The organism is Psychrobacter sp. C 20.9, from assembly GCF_001921765.1.
Taxonomy (GTDB): Bacteria; Pseudomonadota; Gammaproteobacteria; order Pseudomonadales; family Moraxellaceae; genus Psychrobacter; species Psychrobacter piscatorii_B.
Window position 1 is genome coordinate 301,543 of sequence record NZ_MRYC01000001.1, and the last position, 17,166, is coordinate 318,708.

Annotated in this window: 15 protein-coding genes; 10 read left to right on the top strand and 5 right to left on the bottom strand. The window is 43.9% G+C overall.

Going from position 1 to position 17,166, the window contains the following annotated elements:
• The first annotated feature begins 338 nt into the window (after positions 1–338).
• The 4 genes from BTW00_RS01335 to sstT all read left to right on the top strand — a co-directional run bounded on the left by BTW00_RS01335 (position 339) and on the right by sstT (position 5,165).
• A complete protein-coding gene (locus BTW00_RS01335; protein ID WP_075105875.1) occupies positions 339–956 on the top strand; it encodes a cysteine hydrolase family protein in 618 nt (205 codons plus the stop codon).
• 281 nt (positions 957–1,237) lie between these two features.
• Positions 1,238–2,896 carry a leucyl aminopeptidase gene (locus BTW00_RS01340; RefSeq protein ID WP_075105876.1) on the top strand — a complete coding sequence of 553 codons (1,659 nt, stop codon included), beginning with the start codon at positions 1,238–1,240 and terminating at the stop codon, positions 2,894–2,896.
• A 75-nt stretch (positions 2,897–2,971) separates the two neighbouring features.
• Complete coding sequence (locus tag BTW00_RS01345) at positions 2,972–3,439, top strand: DNA polymerase III subunit chi (RefSeq protein WP_075105877.1); 468 nt, start codon at positions 2,972–2,974, stop codon at positions 3,437–3,439.
• Between the two features lie 523 nt (positions 3,440–3,962).
• Positions 3,963–5,165 (top strand): serine/threonine transporter SstT, encoded by a 1,203-nt coding sequence (gene sstT / locus BTW00_RS01350; protein ID WP_075105878.1) that lies wholly within the window; start codon positions 3,963–3,965, stop codon positions 5,163–5,165.
• Between the two features lie 77 nt (positions 5,166–5,242).
• Here the strand turns inward: sstT and BTW00_RS01355 are convergent, their stop codons facing one another.
• The 4 genes from BTW00_RS01355 to BTW00_RS01370 form a co-directional block, all read right to left on the bottom strand.
• Positions 5,243–5,566: a chaperone modulator CbpM gene (locus BTW00_RS01355; protein ID WP_075105879.1), complete on the bottom strand. Its 324-nt coding sequence runs from the start codon at positions 5,564–5,566 to the stop codon at positions 5,243–5,245.
• Positions 5,567–5,659: 93 nt separating this feature from the next.
• A complete protein-coding gene (locus BTW00_RS01360; RefSeq protein WP_075105880.1) occupies positions 5,660–6,688 on the bottom strand; it encodes a DnaJ C-terminal domain-containing protein in 1,029 nt (342 codons plus the stop codon).
• A 332-nt stretch (positions 6,689–7,020) separates the two neighbouring features.
• Positions 7,021–7,314, bottom strand: a complete 294-nt coding sequence (locus BTW00_RS01365; protein WP_071002625.1) for a Bor family protein — start codon at positions 7,312–7,314, stop codon at positions 7,021–7,023.
• Between the two features lie 12 nt (positions 7,315–7,326).
• Entirely contained in the window at positions 7,327–7,626 is a 300-nt protein-coding gene (locus tag BTW00_RS01370) for a Bor family protein (protein ID WP_058024719.1), read from the bottom strand.
• Positions 7,627–8,403: 777 nt separating this feature from the next.
• Here BTW00_RS01370 and BTW00_RS01375 point away from each other — a divergent pair.
• Entirely contained in the window at positions 8,404–8,766 is a 363-nt protein-coding gene (locus BTW00_RS01375) for a septal ring lytic transglycosylase RlpA family protein (protein WP_058024720.1), read from the top strand.
• 108 nt (positions 8,767–8,874) lie between these two features.
• Here the strand turns inward: BTW00_RS01375 and BTW00_RS01380 are convergent, their stop codons facing one another.
• Positions 8,875–10,905 (bottom strand): ATP-binding cassette domain-containing protein, encoded by a 2,031-nt coding sequence (locus BTW00_RS01380; protein WP_075105881.1) that lies wholly within the window; start codon positions 10,903–10,905, stop codon positions 8,875–8,877.
• Positions 10,906–11,460: 555 nt separating this feature from the next.
• On the opposite strand from BTW00_RS01380, the gene erpA reads away from it, so the two are divergent.
• The 5 genes from erpA (at position 11,461) to mpl (ending at position 17,133) form a co-directional block, all read left to right on the top strand.
• Positions 11,461–11,841, top strand: a complete 381-nt coding sequence (erpA, locus tag BTW00_RS01385; RefSeq protein WP_058024722.1) for an iron-sulfur cluster insertion protein ErpA — start codon at positions 11,461–11,463, stop codon at positions 11,839–11,841.
• A 314-nt stretch (positions 11,842–12,155) separates the two neighbouring features.
• Positions 12,156–13,730, top strand: a complete 1,575-nt coding sequence (gene gshA / locus BTW00_RS01390; RefSeq protein ID WP_083499625.1) for a glutamate--cysteine ligase — start codon at positions 12,156–12,158, stop codon at positions 13,728–13,730.
• A gap of 52 nt (positions 13,731–13,782) precedes the next feature.
• Positions 13,783–14,313 carry a disulfide bond formation protein B gene (locus tag BTW00_RS01395; protein WP_071002630.1) on the top strand — a complete coding sequence of 177 codons (531 nt, stop codon included), beginning with the start codon at positions 13,783–13,785 and terminating at the stop codon, positions 14,311–14,313.
• Between the two features lie 447 nt (positions 14,314–14,760).
• Positions 14,761–15,405, top strand: a complete 645-nt coding sequence (locus tag BTW00_RS01400) for a copper resistance protein NlpE N-terminal domain-containing protein (RefSeq protein WP_075105882.1) — start codon at positions 14,761–14,763, stop codon at positions 15,403–15,405.
• Positions 15,406–15,645: 240 nt separating this feature from the next.
• Complete coding sequence (gene mpl / locus BTW00_RS01405; protein WP_075105883.1) at positions 15,646–17,133, top strand: UDP-N-acetylmuramate:L-alanyl-gamma-D-glutamyl-meso-diaminopimelate ligase; 1,488 nt, start codon at positions 15,646–15,648, stop codon at positions 17,131–17,133.
• Positions 17,134–17,166 lie beyond the last annotated feature (33 nt).

Consider the following 17,166-nt stretch of genomic DNA (forward strand, 5'->3'; position numbering starts at 1 on the left):
AGTCCTACTCAACAAACACAAGCGACAAATATAACCGCTAATCGTAGCATGTTTTGCCTAAAAATGGCTGTGAAATGTGTTTGCAAACATTACGTACACCTTACTGATAGCACATTACTATTGGTAGACGATAAACATATCAAATATCGGATAAATCGTTAATGAAATCTTATATGGAATTGGTTTAACAGGGTTTTCTCCAATACGTTTTTTATTTATTTAGTTTGGAAAGGTTTGTTTATCATTCGTATCATCGAACCTCTATCTCTGTTATTAATTGCTAGACTGACTGACGAATAAAAATATTTTTATGTCATCTAATGTAATGGAGAATACCAATGACTAATACCACATCTACGCCCGCAACCCTACTTGAACTTGCTGGTGGTGAGTTCGATACACTTGATTGGTCAAATTGCGCTATCGTATTTATCGATTATCAAAACGAATACGTCGATGGCGCGATGCCACTGGGGCAAGCGGGCGCTAAGGCCATCGACAACGCACGACTATTGCTGGATAAAGCCCGCAAGCAAGATGTCCCCATCTTTCACATCACCCATCACGGTGCAGAAAATGGCAATGTCTTTGATCCCTTATCATCTAACGTCGAGATAGTCGAGCAACTACAGCCGCATGATGGTGAAACCGTGATTGTCAAAAACCATCCCAATGCGTTTTATGATACGCAGCTACAATCACTACTCTCGTCTGCAAACAAACAACAAATTATTTTTGCAGGTTTCATGAGTCATATGTGTGTCAGCTCAACCGCCCGCGCCGCATTCGATTTGGGCTTTGACAATTTTGTCTGTCACGACGCCTGTGCCACTCGCGATCTCCCAAGTGCTACTAGAAAAACCATCAGTGCTGAGGTCATGCATGATACCGCGATGGCAGCGCTACAAGACAGATTTAGTGCGTTAGTAACGACTGATGAGTTAGTTAACAGTTAATTTAATATATTAATAGCCACTGTAATAAGTGCCGTATCTCATCATTCAACGCGCGTCATGAGCTAAGGCTCATTATGAACTAGGCATAGCCACATATATCGTCGTATTGTAGTGTTAATTGACATACAATTTTGTTCGGACTTATTACCTAACCCTTGCAAACTGCGCACCATCATCGCAATATGCTACACTATCGTGATTGCTCTACAAGCCAAATAATCCAATAATCTAACAGGCACCAGCAATTGCATCATTTTCATAACTCTAATAAGGATAACTATATGAATATCAAATTATCTCAGCACCTGCCAAAGACGCATACGCAAAAAATCCTCAAAAAAGAAGCCATAAGTAAAGACGACGCTTGTCTGGTGGTCTTGGTCGATGACAAAAAAAACATCCTTGCCAACTCCATGCTGACTGACTATACCGCTCGTATTGAGCAATTGATTGAAGTCTCTCACTTCAAGGGCACAGCCTGTGAGACCGTTGCTGATTATGCATTGGCAGGGGATAAAAAAACCACCAAACAAAACCCTGTACAGCTATTGTTGGTTGGTGTCGGTAACACGGACAAATTCAGCAATACCGTACTGCAAAAAATTGCCAAGACCATCTATAGCAGCACGCAAAAGCGGGTATCGTCTATTACCGTTGCCTTGGGTGATGCGCTAGAAGAAAGCCATTTTGGTCAATTTGCCCTAAACCTATTGGCAGCCAGCTACCGCTTTGACAAATATAAATCTGAGCAAGCAAGTCCTGTCTTGACTGATATTTATCTGTTAGCTGATAACTCACTACAGCCTGCACTCGCATTTGCTGAGGCAGTATTCGCCGGTCAAAGCCTCACTCGTGACGTCGCCAATGAGCCAGGTAATATTTGCTTCCCTGCATATATGGCAGAGCAAGCACAAGAGCTTGCAAAAACCTATCCTGACCTATTGACTGTCAAGGTACTCGGTGAAGACGAGATGTCAGCGCTGGGTATGAACTGTTTCTTATCAGTGGCTCAAGGCTCTACCAAAGAAGGTCAGCTTGTCATCATGGAGTACCGCGGTAAATCCTCATTTAGTGCAAACGCTGGCACCACCGAGCAAACGATTAGCAACGCGAAAGTGACTGGTCTAAAAAAAGCGCTCACTGATAAACTACCAACCAAAAAATCCGCTAAGAAATCCGACAAAGCTAGCGACAAGAATGCACAAGCTACAAATGATGATGCGCCTATCGTCTTGGTCGGTAAAGGCGTGACCTTTGATTCAGGCGGTATCTCAATCAAGCCAGGCGCGGCAATGGATGAGATGAAGTTTGACATGGGCGGTTCAGCCTCAGTACTTGGTACTATCAAAGCTTTATGTGAAGCACGTCTACCAATCAACGTGGTCGGTGCGCTCGCCTGTGCTGAGAACATGCCATCAGGTGATGCCACGCGCCCAGGCGATATTGTCAAAGCCATGAATGGTAAATCTGTTGAAATTCTGAACACCGATGCCGAAGGTCGCTTGGTATTGGCTGATACTTTATGCTATGTACAGCGCTATAATCCAAAAGCCATCATTGATGTTGCAACGTTGACGGGTGCCTGCGTGGTTGCATTAGGCCATGTGCGTTCGGCAGTCTTTAGTAACGATGAAGATGTATTGTTTGATCTCGAGAATGCGAGCAACTTATCAGGTGATCTTATCTGGCACATGCCACTAGACGACGAGTATCAAGCACTGATTGACTCGCCAATTGCTGATATCCAAAACATCGGTGGTAAAGGTGCGGGCGCAGTGACTGCCGCTTGCTTCTTGTCTCGTTTCATTGAAGAAGGTCAGGCATGGGCGCATTTAGACATTGCTGGTACTGCATGGAACTCAGGCAAAGATAAAGCCGCGACTGGTCGTCCAGTACCGCTATTTATGCAGTACCTAAAAAACAGTGCGGATATGGCTTAATCGATCAATGGCAGTGCATTAACGACCGTCTATTGATAAATGCTATTTTATCAAACACTTTATGAAAACCATTCTATGAAGATCAGTTTTTATGTATTAAGTGAGAGTAAAGCCCAAGATTTCTTGGGCTTTATTTGTCAGTTGACTCAGACAGCGCTGAACAAAAGCACGCAGTCTTTGTTGATTTTGATCGAAGATGAAACGTTGCTAACAGAGCTAGATAGAGCACTTTGGGCACAAGAGGCCACCAGCTTTATCCCGCATCACTGCTTGTCAGATATTGAGTCTACAGGTTCTGACTCTAACGCTCATCATTCTACCGCCCCCGTGCTACTTGGCAATCATATGCCAGCAGACTTTAATGGTATCGTGCTCAATACAACGACACGTCCGGTGACTGGCTTTATGGCTACGACCAATAATGCCAAGCCCTCTCGCGTCCTTGAGCTAATCAGACCTGATGCTACCAGTACCCAAGAAGGTCGCCACAAATATAAAGCCTATCAGCAATTAGGCTATGAGTTGACCCACTTTAGGGTATAGCGCTGCCGTTCACTTTTCTCTGCGCTTCATCACTACTTTTAATACCTCGTTAACTAGGGCGTGTTGAACATTCGCAAATAGGCACTGCTGATCGCTAAAATTGTTCCAGACAAGGCACAAAGCGACGATAATGCAGATGCCTTAGCGAGATTTGTAACGCAGTATGGGGCAATTTTAGCATCAGCCCGCAGGGACAGGACTCTTTTTTGCCGCTTCATCGTTAAAAATAAGCGCTTAGAATGACTAAACTTATTATTTTTAACATCGAATCGCCTAAAAAATAGTCGCTGTCAGTGCCATGGTCGAATGTTTAACACGCCCTAGGCATTTTTGCTAATTTGCCTTCGTCTATACTTGCTCCACATTTGAGCACACTCGTTATATTTTACCTGTTACCTTTCACTTTATACGTCGCCTCCACTGCTGTGAGTGGTATGCGAATATGCCAAAAAATGCTACCATCCCTCGATAAATTTTTGCTCAAACAATTCATTTACTTTTGACAAACGTCGAGGATGTACAAATGCGTTCATTGATTGCGATGTATCAGCGTATCGGGCTGGTGCCGCTCATTATTATTGGTTTAGTGTTGGGGGTGCTGATCGGTTGGCTAGCACCAAGTATCGGTATCGCCATAGGGCTACTTGGTACATTGTTTGTTGGTGCACTAAAAGCCGTGGCACCTATACTGGTGTTCATTTTGGTCATGGCGGCGATTAGCCAACATCGCAGTGGCAATGAAGTCTATGTCAAGCCTGTGCTCATCATGTATATGTTTGGCACTTTTTTGGCTGCCTTAACTGCCGTTGGTGCCAGCTTTTTGTTCCCCACTGATCTGGTATTGGTCAACGCCGATATCGCGCAAGTTCCCCCCGCCGACCTAAAAGAAGTATTGACCAACCTATTGATGAATTTGGTTGCCAATCCGGTCAATGCCATTGCAGAAGCCAATTATATCGGTATCTTGGCATGGGCCATCATCATTGGTTTTGCGCTACGCCAAGCCAGCGACACAGCCCGCAATGTCGTTGGTGACTTTGCCGATGCCATCTCGCAAGTGGTCAAGTGGATTATTGCCCTAGCGCCTTTTGGTATTTTGGGTCTGGTTGCCAGTACGGTCGCTGAGACAGGCTTTGCCTCGCTAGCAGGCTATGCCCGTATTTTGATGGTACTGATCAGCTGTATGCTGTTTATCGCTTTGGTCGCAAACCCTATTATCGTGCTTGTTAAGACGGGCAAAAACCCTTATCCACTTGTGTTCAGATGTCTACGCGAATCAGGAATTACAGCCTTCTTTACGCGCAGTTCAGCCGCCAACATTCCTGTGAATATGAACCTAGCGCGTAAGCTTGGATTGCACGAAGATACTTACTCAGTGACCATCCCGCTAGGGGCAACTATCAACATGGCGGGTGCGGCGATTACCATCAACGTGTTAACCCTTGCTGCCGCTCACACCTTGGGCATTGAGGTGTCTTTTGCTTCAGCGCTTCTATTGAGTTTGGTGGCGACAATTAGCGCTTGCGGTGCCTCTGGTGTTGCTGGTGGTTCGTTGCTGCTGATTCCATTAGCAGCGAGCTTATTTAGCATACCGAACGACATCGCCATGCAAGTGGTTGCCATTGGTTTTATTATCGGTGTGATTCAGGATTCGGCAGAGACCGCACTGAACTCTTCAACTGATGTATTATTTACCGCAGCGGCTGATCCTACTTATTCACGTTAATTTTTAGCAAAGCATTTTCTGTCGATAAAAAAAGGCCTAATAAAGGCCTTTTTTTATGCGGTATTTTTAGGTCTTAACTACTTTATACTGTCGATCTCAACCTCTACGATAGGCGTTTGGCGCTCAGACTGACGTTTGAATTGACGCAGCTGCTCAACCTCATCTAACAGCTCAAGTATCAACCCAATGGCAGGCACGCTGGCGTCAAAATCACGGCTGAGTCGTGAGGCACGGCGCACAGTTGTCAGCTGGTAGCCCGTAAACTGTTCACGTTCTGGCACATCGTATTCAATAATACTTTCTTCAATCAATTCGATGACCCATTGGCGCTCTTGGCCACAAGCAGAGACAAGCTCATCTAAGCTCATAATGATATCGGTAAATTCAGGCGAGTGGTTCATAGCTATTATCCTCGTTTTCTCTTTATTCCATCGTTGGCGCATTCATCTTGATGACTAACTATAATGATGAATGTCGACCATCAAGCGCATGGATTAACGGTTGATAGTGGTGCCGGCAAAGGCTTGCTTGAGCTGCTCATAAGCCTGTCTTGCCGCATCGCTACTGACATCAGGATTGATGATATTTAAGGTCAAGTATAAATCGCCCACTTGCTTGGCAGGGATACCTTTACCTTTTAGGCGAAGATTGCTACCTGATTTACTGTTTTTGGGTATGGTCACTCCAAGCGTGCCAGCTGGCGTGCTGACATTGATTTTTTCACCCAGTGCCGCCTCCCAAGGAGCAATATTAACAGTCTGATAGACGTCCGCACCTTCTATACGGATATTGTCATCATGGCGGATTTTTACTTTTAAGAACAAATCGCCATTTTTGCCGTTGCTACTGCCCGCGGCGCCTTGTCCACTCAAGCGAATTTGCTTGCCATCGGTAATGCCTTTTGGAATTTTAATTTTGAGCGTTTTGTTGTCGTAGCTCACCTCGCCATTAGGCTGACGCACAGGAACGTTTAACTTAATGCTGTAATCATCCCCTTTATAGACTGAAGACAGATCGACTGTAATCTCGGCATGCTGATCCTGACCTTTACTATCTTGCGTCCCAAAACCGCCACCGAAAGGGTCAAACCCTTGGCTTTGAGAGCGACCACCTGCCTGACCACTGGCTGAACCACGCGCCCCGCGACCAAACGCTGAAAAAATATCATCGAAACGAAAGCCGCCATCGCCAAATGCTTCGCCATCGCCGAACTGGCCTTTGATATCCTCCCAGCGAAAACCGCCTTGCGACGCTCCCGCCTGACCGCCAAAACCACCAAAACCGCCTGCACCACCTTGTCCAGCGAACGGGTTGTCCAACATCGCATCGTATTCGGCACGCTTGTCTTTATCTCTAATGGTTTCATAAGCGTTATTAATCTCAGCAATCTTACTATCCGCGTCTGGATCATCACTGACATCAGGATGGAATTGACGCACAAGCTTACGGTATTTTTTTTTGATCTCGGCATCTGTGGCGTCTTTTTTGACCCCTAGAATGTCATAGTAATTTTTCTCTGCCATGTTATTTTCCTCAACATAAAAACATATCAGTCATACCGAATTGCTAACTGTAGAATGGATCATATCGATCAATATTAGTGTTCGGTATAGTCATTTTTTATAGTCCATACTTTATGATAGCAATAATCAAAATAAACACCGTTATAAAAATATTACCAGTAATCTTATCAATTCATTGCAGCATCTCTGTCATCACTGATGACCAATATTCACCACAAAAAAAAGAGCAAACAGTGACTGTTTGCTCTTTTTTTTAACGGCTCTAGGATACAACGCTCCACATCGATCAATTAATGGTCAAAATAAATGATGTGAGGTATTGATAACGTCTCTTATCGGCAAAAAACTTTAGCCGTACGAGGGGTATAAATACCAAAAGTGACCAAACCTAGTGCGATGTCTTTGGCTTCTTGTACTGTTTGAACTTTGGCAACATTTTGTGCGCCGCCGCATACTTCAGCAGCGTTTACAGTCTGTTCTTGCCCAATACCGCCAATAAAGAAGGTCTGTGACTTAGTATATTCTGGAGTGGTATTTTGAGTTGGTTGAATAAGACCTGTTTGGGTTGCACAACCTGATACCAATAATACTGAACCCATCACTGCCATTGTTAGTAGTTTTTTCATATTCATTATTCCTTACTTGCAGTAAACACGGACTTGGCGTGGGGTATAGATACCTGAGGATATAAAACCTAGCGCAATATTGATAAAGTTGCTTTGCGTTTGGATACTTGCCACATTCTCTTTGCCTTGGCAAACTTCGGCCGCGTCAATGTCTTGCTCTTGACCCAAACCGCTGACAAAGAAAGTCTGCATTTTATCAGCATCAGCCTTCGTAGCGGCTGTCGGTGCAGTCGATGAAGACACAAGATAGTTTTGCGTCGCACATCCTGATGTCAAAACAGCGAGCAATGCCACAGCAACAACTTTTTTCATACGTGACTCCATTAGTTAATATTTGTTGGGTAGAAAATTCTAAGCTTAAAGTCTCTTTTATGCAACTGTTTTGTAAGAAAACTTATAGAAATATATCTCTATAGTCAATATTGCTCTAGATGACTTCCTAGAATGCTTTATATCACTGACTTTTATTGATGTAACGAAAATTGAAAATATAAGATAAAGACAAAAATAAAGCCGCCTAATGATTAATAAAAGTGATGAGACCGTCTTTTTTACTCAATGATTGTTGTTTATATTTACTGAAATATTCCAACCTCTGTTTTTTAACAGCCATGAACCCCCATGTTTTTCTTAATGACTCGCCATACGATATGACCAGTTTTCTCAAACAGCCTAAAGCAATCAATAATTTTGGTTTTTTACAGTTTAGTAATAAAATAGAAAGCTTTTATTACAATAAAATAGACTGTTTTCGGTAGGCTTTCGCGGTCAAAACTTACTATATCGATAGTATTCGTATTTATATATCACTTATTTGCATTTTGTTATTTACTTTCTGGTCTCTTGTTGACTCCTTAGTAAGAATCATTCTCTATAAGCCTATGCTCGGTACTCATTCTTCCATTATTTTTAGTCAAAAATGATATTTTTTCCTTAAAAAACAAGTATTTGACCTCATGAGTTTTTTACACGGCTGTAATAGTTTGACAATCTATATCTTGTAAAATCCCCTCCTTATTCATACTCATAGGGGTATGACAACATAGGCAAGCATCGCTGTCTATTTCATAAATTGCTTATAGGTCATGAATGTCATATTTAATTAAGTCTTTGGTTGTCACGTTATCACTATTACTGAGTACCACAGTTTTTGCGGCCAATACCAGTTATTACGGCAGCAAGTTTCATGGTAAACGCACTGCAAGTGGTAGTATCTTTAACATGAACTCACTAACCGCTGCCCATCGCACGTTACCGTTTGGCACAAAAGTTCAAGTGACCAACCAAAAAACAAAAAAAAGTGTCGTGGTCAAAATCACAGACCGAGGCCCTTATATTCGAGGCCGTATTCTTGATTTATCGAAAGCTGCTGCTAGTCAAATCGATTGCCAGCTCTGTACGACCACAATGAAAGTATTGTCTTATGGTGATGGTAAATACCGTAAGGAATAATGTTGCAAAAAACGATGTAAAAAAAGGGAGGGCTTGCGCCCTCCCTTTTTTATGTTTGATTACTTACGACGAAAATCGCTTAACAGCCAAATCTCATATAACTTGCTACTAAAATTCCGCTTCCATTTCTTCTAGCGTCGTCATCGATAGCAGCAATTTTTCTTCGTTATCGCTGTGCTGCTGCTGTAGCGCGGTTTGCTCATTCAGTAAGACCAGTAAGTCCGCCTTACGGCTTTCTTCGTACAACTCGGTATCAGCCAGCTTTTCCTCAAGCGTTGCAAGCTGCCCTTCAATCTTGGCAAGTGCTTTTTCTGTCTCTTCTATCTCGCGGCGGATAGGTGCAGTGCGCTTACGCTGTTCAGCGGCTAATTTGCGTTGTTCTTCTTTACTAAGCGCTGGGGTCGCAGTGTTACTTTTTGATGAATTATCAGGTGCTGTATTGCTCACTTGATTGGTCACTTGGCTATTGCCTGTTTCACGTGAAACGAATTTTTTACTTTCTTTCTTGCTTTTCTTATTACTGCTACTTTTGTCTTGTGAATTTTCTTGCTTACGCTTTTCTGCCAGCCATTTGCCGTAGTCACTGATGTCACCGTCAAACTCATCAATTCTGCCATCATGAACGAGATACAGCTCATCACAGACATTGGCAATTAGCTCACGATCATGCGACACCAATACCACCGCGCCCTGAAACCCTTGCAAGGCAATGGTCAATGCTTGACGCATTTGTAAGTCCAAATGGTTGGTTGGCTCATCGAGGACAAGGACATTTGGACGTTGCCAGACGATCAATGCTAAGGTCAAGCGCGCACGCTCACCACCAGAGAATAGCTCACTAGGGGTGTCAATACGATCTCCGCGAAAATCAAAGCTGCCCAAAAATGAGCGTAACACGGCATCAGAGGTCTTGCCTGCTAGGCGGCGCAGCATTTCTATCGGCGTGGCTTTGGCATCCAAGATATCCATTTGATGCTGGTTAAAGTAGCCAAGTTTTAAGGTATCGGACACGCGGTAAGTACCTGACAAAATTTTCAGCTCGCCGACCAAGGCTTTAATCAAGGTCGATTTACCTGCGCCATTCATGCCCAATAGGCCAATACGCGTATCCGGCGTCACTTGCACATTGGCATCACGCAGTAGCGGCGTCTCGCTGTAGCCAATATCTGCATGGGTCAGCTCAATCAGCGGTGAGCTCATGTTTGCCGGTTCATAAAAGCGAAAAGAGAATGGGTTGTCAGCCATCATTGGTGAGAGCTCCGACATGCGCTCTAACTGCTTGATACGGCTTTGGGCTTGCTTGGCTTTACTGGCTTTGGCACGGAAACGACGAATGAAATCATCCAGATGTGCCTTGGTCGCTTCTTGCTTCTCAAACGCTTGCTGCTGCTGCGCCATGCGCTCGTGACGGGTGCGAATGAACTGTTGATAATTACCCGTATAAAGGGTTATTTTTTGTTGTTCGACGTGCAAGATATGACCGACGGTAGCATCCAAAAACGCTTGGTCATGCGAGATGACGATGACCAGTCCAGTATAAGCATTGATCCAAGTCTCAAGCCAGAGAATGGCGTCTAAGTCTAAATGGTTGGTCGGCTCATCGAGCAGCATCAAATCAGCGCGGCTCATCAAGGTTTTGGCGAGGTTTAAGCGCATGCGCCAGCCACCTGAAAACCCTGAGACAGGCAGCTCGTGCTGACTGGTGTTAAACCCAAGGCCTGCCATGATTTGTGCCGCTTTGGTCGGCGTACGATAGCCATCAATTTCATCGAACTGCTGATGCAAGACGCCAATTTGCTCATCACTGACGCTACTTAAGTCATTGAGCGCTGCATTGATCTCATACCACTGCTCATCACCGCTCAACACATAATCAATAGCAGACTGCGTCGTCGCACCCACTTCCTGCGCCATATGCGCGACATGCCAGCTATCTGGAATACTAACCTCGCCTCTATCGAGCGTGACTTCGGTATCGCCTTTGCCCATTTGCGTCAACAATAAGGCAAACAAAGTCGATTTGCCGGTGCCGTTGTTGCCTGTTAAGCCAACTTTGTGACCCGGATGTAGCTGAAAGCTTGCACCTGCAAACAATTCACGACCATCACGGCGAACACCAACGTCTTTAAATTCGATCATATAATTTCTTCATCTCAAAAATAATATAAATATAGGGCAATAAGAAACACGCATAGGATATGCCAACTGGCGGCTATTATTTCAAACGCTTGCCACATAGGCAAACAATTAAATAACTATTTCAAAACGAAGTGTTTTAAAATTAAGTATTTATGCCAATGACCCTAGATTATATAATCATTATCAGCCTATCGATACGAATGACTATAACAAGACTTTTGGCAGCCATATACTCTCGCACAAATAATGAGTATAACCTTGATAGCTATAAAAGTTTTGATTCATCAGTTCTGGTAAGGACGATGACTCTTGACAAGCGAATGAATACCCCCATTATGATATACTGCTAAAGATAAGTGCCCACCATCAATAAAGTGCTTTGGTGGCACAAACACCGTATTGATATTGCACAAACAGCTTATAATGCACCAATAGCTTTGCCATAACGACAGCACCCAATTAAATCAAACGCCGTGCGTATCTTTATTTGCAATCATTTTGTTGCAAACCCAAACAGGACGACGACCGCATTTGATCCTAGCAACTGAGGTAGATATGAACGAATCAGCCAACCAATTTAATCCAAGCTCAAATCAGCCAGTAGATCCTACGGTATTAAGCCTAACCGACAGTGCGGCACAAAAAGTACGCCGTCTGCGCGAAGAAGAAGGTGATAGCGAACTGATGCTACGCGTCTATGTGACGGGCGGCGGCTGTTCAGGTTTTTCTTATGGATTTAACTTTGCCAACGACTTAAATGAAGACGATGCCAATTTTGATAATGGTGATGTGACCTTGGTTGTTGACTCGCTAAGCTATCAATATTTGCAAGGCTCTACCGTTGACTACACTGAAGGGTTAGAAGGCGCACGTTTTGTCGTGACCAACCCCAATGCCACCACCACTTGCGGCTGTGGCTCGTCATTTTCTATTTAAACTGACGACAACACCATGACCGTATGGATGATGCCATGGTGCGTTGGCACTGTGTTTGATGGCTTATAGCATGACTGTCAAAGCATCTATCTCTTGGGTAGATGCTTTTTTTGGCCAACGAATTTGACTTAAAATATTAAGTCAAATCTAGATTATTCGGCTCGCCCAAAGCTTATCGTATTTGTAATTGTTCGTGGTTTTAACCACGGCTTTGAGCTAAACTGACGGGATTATTGACCGAACATTTAACCCTTTTATGGACAAACGCCCATCGTGCTTTGATCCGCCATAATGAATAACAATAGATGACTATTATGAGTAATTTTGCGAGTAGCTTTGTTAATTTTGACATTCCCAATTGGTTTGACAGCCAGCATTTAACGGGTATGCTTCGCGGTATCGAAAAAGAAGGGCTGCGCGTAAAACCTGATGGTTTTTTGGCACAGACGCCGCATCCAGCCAAACTCGGATCAAAATTGACCCATCCTTTTATTACTACCGATTATTCAGAAAGCCTGCTTGAACTTATCACCGAACCAAAAGCTTCGCCAAAAGAGACATTGAACATGCTGCGTCAATTGCATGTCTTGGTGTATCAAGGTATGCCGGAAGGCGAGCTGATGTGGCCACTATCTATGCCCTGTATGCTGTCTTCTAAAGATGAAGATATTCCACTGGCTGATTATGGTAGCTCTAATACAGGTAAGCTAAAAACCCTTTATCGCAGTGGTCTTGGTATCCGCTATGGTCGCCGCATGCAGACCATCGCAGGGTTACATTACAATCTATCTTTTGGTGACACGCTCTTTGAAACGTGGCAAGCGCAAACCCCAACGGCACAAGAGCAGACGCTAACAGAATTCAAAAACGAGAAATACCTAGGGCTTATTCGCAACTTTAAGCGACTGACCAGCATTGTGTTGTATTTACTGGGTGCAAGTCCAAGCGTATGTCCTTGTTTTGTTGCTGGGCGTGAGCATGACTTAGAGCTATTGAACGACTCAACCTACTATAAGCCGACTGCCACCAGTCTGCGTATGGGTAAGCTTGGCTACACCAATAGCGTGCAAGAGCAGCTGGATATTCGTTATAACTATTTGCCAGAGTATGTCGCTGGACTACGCCGCGCGATCCAAACACCGCATGAGAGCTTTGCCAAGCTTGGTCTGGAAGATGAAGATGGCAACCCAATTCAGATCAATAATCATATTCTTCAGATAGAAAATGAATACTATAGCCCTATCCGTCCTAAGCAAATTGCGATGAGTGGTGAGACACCAACCGAAGCGCTTGAGCGTCGCGGTATTGCTTATGTTGAGTTTCGTGCTATTGATCTCGATCCTTATAGCGATGTTGGTATTCGTCTCTCTAGTGCTTGCTTTTTAGAAGTGATGGCGCTCTACTGTCTATTCAGCGATTCACCTGATTTGCTGCCTGAAGAAGAAGAAGCACTCGCTATTAACCTAGAGCGTGTGGTCAACGAAGGTCGCCGTGAAGGTTTACACATCATCAATAACGGTCAAGAGCAATCGCTTGAGGGCTGGATGCTGATGCATCTGGAGCGTATGCAGCCACTTGCTGCATTGCTAGATGCTCATTATGGTGGCAATGACTACCGTGCTGCAGTGGCATTGATGCAAGGCAAAGCCGGACATTCTGAGTCGACGATCTCCGCCCAAGTAAACTCTGATAGCAAACGCTTAGGTAGTCTATGGCAGCTTGGTTTTACATTAGCGCAGCAGCATCGCGAGTCATTATTGCAGCAGACTCTCAGTCCAAACACCCAAGCGAAATACGAAGTATTGGCAGAAAAGTCTATCTTGCAGCAGGCTGAGATTGAGAAGTCTGAGACAGAAGACTTTATGGACTTTTTACAGCAGTATCGCTAAACCTGATTGCCTCCTAACCTCTGTATAGATGAAACCATAAGAGTAACGCACCATGCGACAGCTGACCACTTACCGTAACTTGCAAATATTTTTAGTATTGATGGCCATAATAGGCATGAGCTTTGCGCTGTTTTATTTACAGCGCCATCTAGGGCTTTCGCCTTGCCCGCTCTGTATTTTTCAGCGTATTGGTCTAATAGTCATGGGCGGTTTTGCGCTGATATCAGCATTATTTAATCCAAAATCCAAAGTGGTGAAGTTGCTATTATGGCTTGGTAGTTTGGCAGGTATTGGCTGGTCTACTGCTGTGGCTATACGCCATGTTTGGCTACAGCACCTACCTGCCGATCAAGTACCGTCATGCGGCCCAGGCTTGGACTATTGGCTAGATACCTTGCCTATGTTGCAAGTGCTCAAAGAAGTATTTGCAGGTTCTGGTGAGTGTGCTTCTATCGATTGGACGTTTGTCGGGCTTAGTATCCCTGAGCTGTCGTTGATCCTATTTAGCGTACTTCTTGTGGCGCATGGGGTGATATTGTGGCGTATCGTGCGACCTATCACCAATCAGTCTATCGCTCGATAGTTCATTAAAATCACTTTATATTTTACTGTTATCACTTCTTTCTAAACAGACATTCATATTTTTATGCAATGTCTGTTTTTATATTTGGTACTGTTAGACCTCTTTTATTACCTATGTTAGACAAACCGATAGAGCCTACTTTGCTATACCAAGCATATTGAACACAACAAAAAGTCCACAGATATATCTGTAACCCTTTGATACCTTTAGACAGCCTATTTTTTTAGTGGGTAGTTTTAGTGAGCAGTTATGAGAGCTCCGTCGCTTTTGAGCGATAAATTGTCTATATTTCAAAGATCAGATACGCTCTCAAATTCCAATATTTATATTATCGCAACGTTTATACGACCCATTGTCTCGCGTTTTTGGTAACGGTATTTGCTCAATGTTACCGATAGCATGGGTGATTTTTAGACACACTATTTAAAAAACTGTTTTGGTATGACCATGATATATCTTGCACCTATTTGCTCTACCACATCTACTGTCATTAGACGCTGGGGACCGTCCTTATTAGCGGTACCACTCTGTGTGCTATTGATAGGCTGTGATAGCGCCTCCTCGAATTCTGATCAAGACATGAGGACTAAAGCTTCATTTGTCGACGCATCAGCAGAATCTGCTCAGCAGAGCACATCAGAAGAGATAGAAAGCGACAGTATGTCTGAGTCAAATCCTGATGACAGTTTGAATGAATCTACAGAAGGGCAATCACTTATTGCTGCTGCCCAATCCAGTAATGAGGGGCATATGCACCCTTCGACTATACACTCGGAATCGAACAGTAGTGCGCTGCAAGCTACGCTAATGGGTGATTATGGTGGTATGGTGCCTTGTGACGACTGCGATAGTATCGATGTTACTTTGAACCTATTTTCTGATGGATCTGTACTAAAATCTAGTACCTATCACGATGCTGAACAACAGCGCGCACCGTTGCTTGAGTCTGGCGTCTATCGTCAAGATAAGGACAAAATCACCATTGTATATGAAGACAAACATATTGAGTCTTATTATATTCAAGACAATCATCTGATTTTGATAGATGAGCAAAAAAACCTAAATAATGACTATACGTTGTCACGTAAATAGACAGCAAGTGCTTGGTATGCTGCCAAATAAGACAGCATTTATCAGCTAGATAACGCCTACTTGTTAGGCGTTTTTTGTTGGTCATCGAACAGCGTTTACTTTACAATGATCGCTTGTCTGCCAGACTACTGCCATGGCAATGACTGATTAAAACGTTAGTCACGATTGATAACAGCTCAGCACCCAAAACTTTATTTTTACTCTCTCTATTTCACTTATTCAAGCTCTTACGGAACGTCTATGCATATTCATATTCTTGGTATTTGTGGTACTTTTATGGGCTCGCTGGCATTATTAGCGCGTGAACTTGGGCATACCGTTACTGGCTCAGATACCAATGTCTATCCTCCTATGTCTACCCAACTTGAAAATGCGGGCGTCACTATTGAAGAAGGCTATCTCGTAAAGCATTTGCAACCAGCGCCAGACTTGGTCGTTGTTGGTAATGCGATGAAGCGTGGCATGGATGTGATTGAGTATATGCTAGATACGGGTCTGCGCTACACGTCAGGTCCGCAGTTTTTGTCAGAGCAAGTGCTGCAATCGCGCCACGTGATAGCGGTTGCTGGTACTCATGGTAAGACAACAACGACAACCATGCTTGCTTGGATATTGCATTACGCTGGTATCGATACAGGGTTTTTAATTGGCGGTGTGCCACTGGTCAATACCACTGATGAGCACTTACAGCAGGTATTTGCACACAGCAGCTATCTAGGGGCAGAAAAAACTGACGATGATACGACAGTCCCTTCTGGTTATTTTGTCATTGAAGCTGATGAGTACGATTCTGCGTTTTTTGATAAACGTTCAAAATTCGTTCATTATCGTCCGCGCACCGCTATCTTGAACAACCTAGAATTTGATCACGCCGATATTTTTGCTGATTTGAATGCGATCCAAACGCAGTTTCATCATATGGTACGGATGATTCCAAGTACCGGAAAAATTATCATGCCTGCAGCAACAATCAGCTTAGAAGATACGTTAGCAAAAGGCGTTTGGACCCCTATCTGGCGTACTGCTGTCATCGATACGACCGCATCTAATACCAGTAAAAACGACAGTACGCTTAAAGACAATAGCGACTGGCAAGCGGAACTCATTCGCGAAGATGGCAGTCAATTTCAAGTGAGCTTTTCTGCTGATAAAGAAGTAGCTGTCATCGACTGGGGCATGAGTGGTATTCATAACGTCAATAATGCCTTGGTTGCCGTCGCGGCCGCTTATGATGTCGGTGTCAGCATCTCTACCGCTTGCGCCGCATTATCGGCTTTTGCTGGTATCAAACGCCGGATGGAGTTGATCGGTGATGTAAACGATGTCTTAGTCTTTGATGACTTTGCCCATCACCCTACTGCAATTACCACAACATTAGACGGTGCCAAAAAGAAACTGGCTGGCAGACGTATTTGGGCGATTATTGAGCCGCGCAGTAATACCATGAAAATGGGTATTCACCAAGACAGCTTGGCTGAGTCAGCTGCCCTCGCTGACTATACATTGTGGTATGAGCCAGCGGGACTAGAATGGGGTTTGAGAGAAGTCATCGAACAAGCCACGGCTACAAGTGACTCCATCAGTAACCAGCAAGTGATGTCTAGTGTCGATACTATTATTGAACATATCAGTAGTCATGCTCAAGCAGGTGATGCAATAGTCGTGATGTCCAACGGTGGTTTTGAGGGGATTCATCAGCGTCTATTAGCGGCATTGCGTGATAAATAAACGATTGATTTAACCCTAAACCCTAAACCCTAA

Excerpts from the sequence above, each read along its gene's own strand:
- BTW00_RS01335 (WP_075105875.1), top strand. The coding sequence starts at position 339 with ATGACTAATACCACATCTACGCCCGCAACCCTACTTGAACTTGCTGGT.
- BTW00_RS01340 (WP_075105876.1), top strand. The coding sequence starts at position 1,238 with ATGAATATCAAATTATCTCAGCACCTGCCAAAGACGCATACGCAAAAA.
- BTW00_RS01345 (WP_075105877.1), top strand. The coding sequence starts at position 2,972 with ATGAAGATCAGTTTTTATGTATTAAGTGAGAGTAAAGCCCAAGATTTC.
- sstT (WP_075105878.1), top strand. The coding sequence starts at position 3,963 with ATGCGTTCATTGATTGCGATGTATCAGCGTATCGGGCTGGTGCCGCTC.
- BTW00_RS01355 (WP_075105879.1), bottom strand. The coding sequence starts at position 5,566 with ATGAACCACTCGCCTGAATTTACCGATATCATTATGAGCTTAGATGAG.
- BTW00_RS01360 (WP_075105880.1), bottom strand. The coding sequence starts at position 6,688 with ATGGCAGAGAAAAATTACTATGACATTCTAGGGGTCAAAAAAGACGCC.
- BTW00_RS01365 (WP_071002625.1), bottom strand. The coding sequence starts at position 7,314 with ATGAAAAAACTACTAACAATGGCAGTGATGGGTTCAGTATTATTGGTA.
- BTW00_RS01370 (WP_058024719.1), bottom strand. The coding sequence starts at position 7,626 with ATGAAAAAAGTTGTTGCTGTGGCATTGCTCGCTGTTTTGACATCAGGA.
- BTW00_RS01375 (WP_058024720.1), top strand. The coding sequence starts at position 8,404 with ATGTCATATTTAATTAAGTCTTTGGTTGTCACGTTATCACTATTACTG.
- BTW00_RS01380 (WP_075105881.1), bottom strand. The coding sequence starts at position 10,905 with ATGATCGAATTTAAAGACGTTGGTGTTCGCCGTGATGGTCGTGAATTG.
- erpA (WP_058024722.1), top strand. The coding sequence starts at position 11,461 with ATGAACGAATCAGCCAACCAATTTAATCCAAGCTCAAATCAGCCAGTA.
- gshA (WP_083499625.1), top strand. The coding sequence starts at position 12,156 with ATGAGTAATTTTGCGAGTAGCTTTGTTAATTTTGACATTCCCAATTGG.
- BTW00_RS01395 (WP_071002630.1), top strand. The coding sequence starts at position 13,783 with ATGCGACAGCTGACCACTTACCGTAACTTGCAAATATTTTTAGTATTG.
- BTW00_RS01400 (WP_075105882.1), top strand. The coding sequence starts at position 14,761 with ATGATATATCTTGCACCTATTTGCTCTACCACATCTACTGTCATTAGA.
- mpl (WP_075105883.1), top strand. The coding sequence starts at position 15,646 with ATGCATATTCATATTCTTGGTATTTGTGGTACTTTTATGGGCTCGCTG.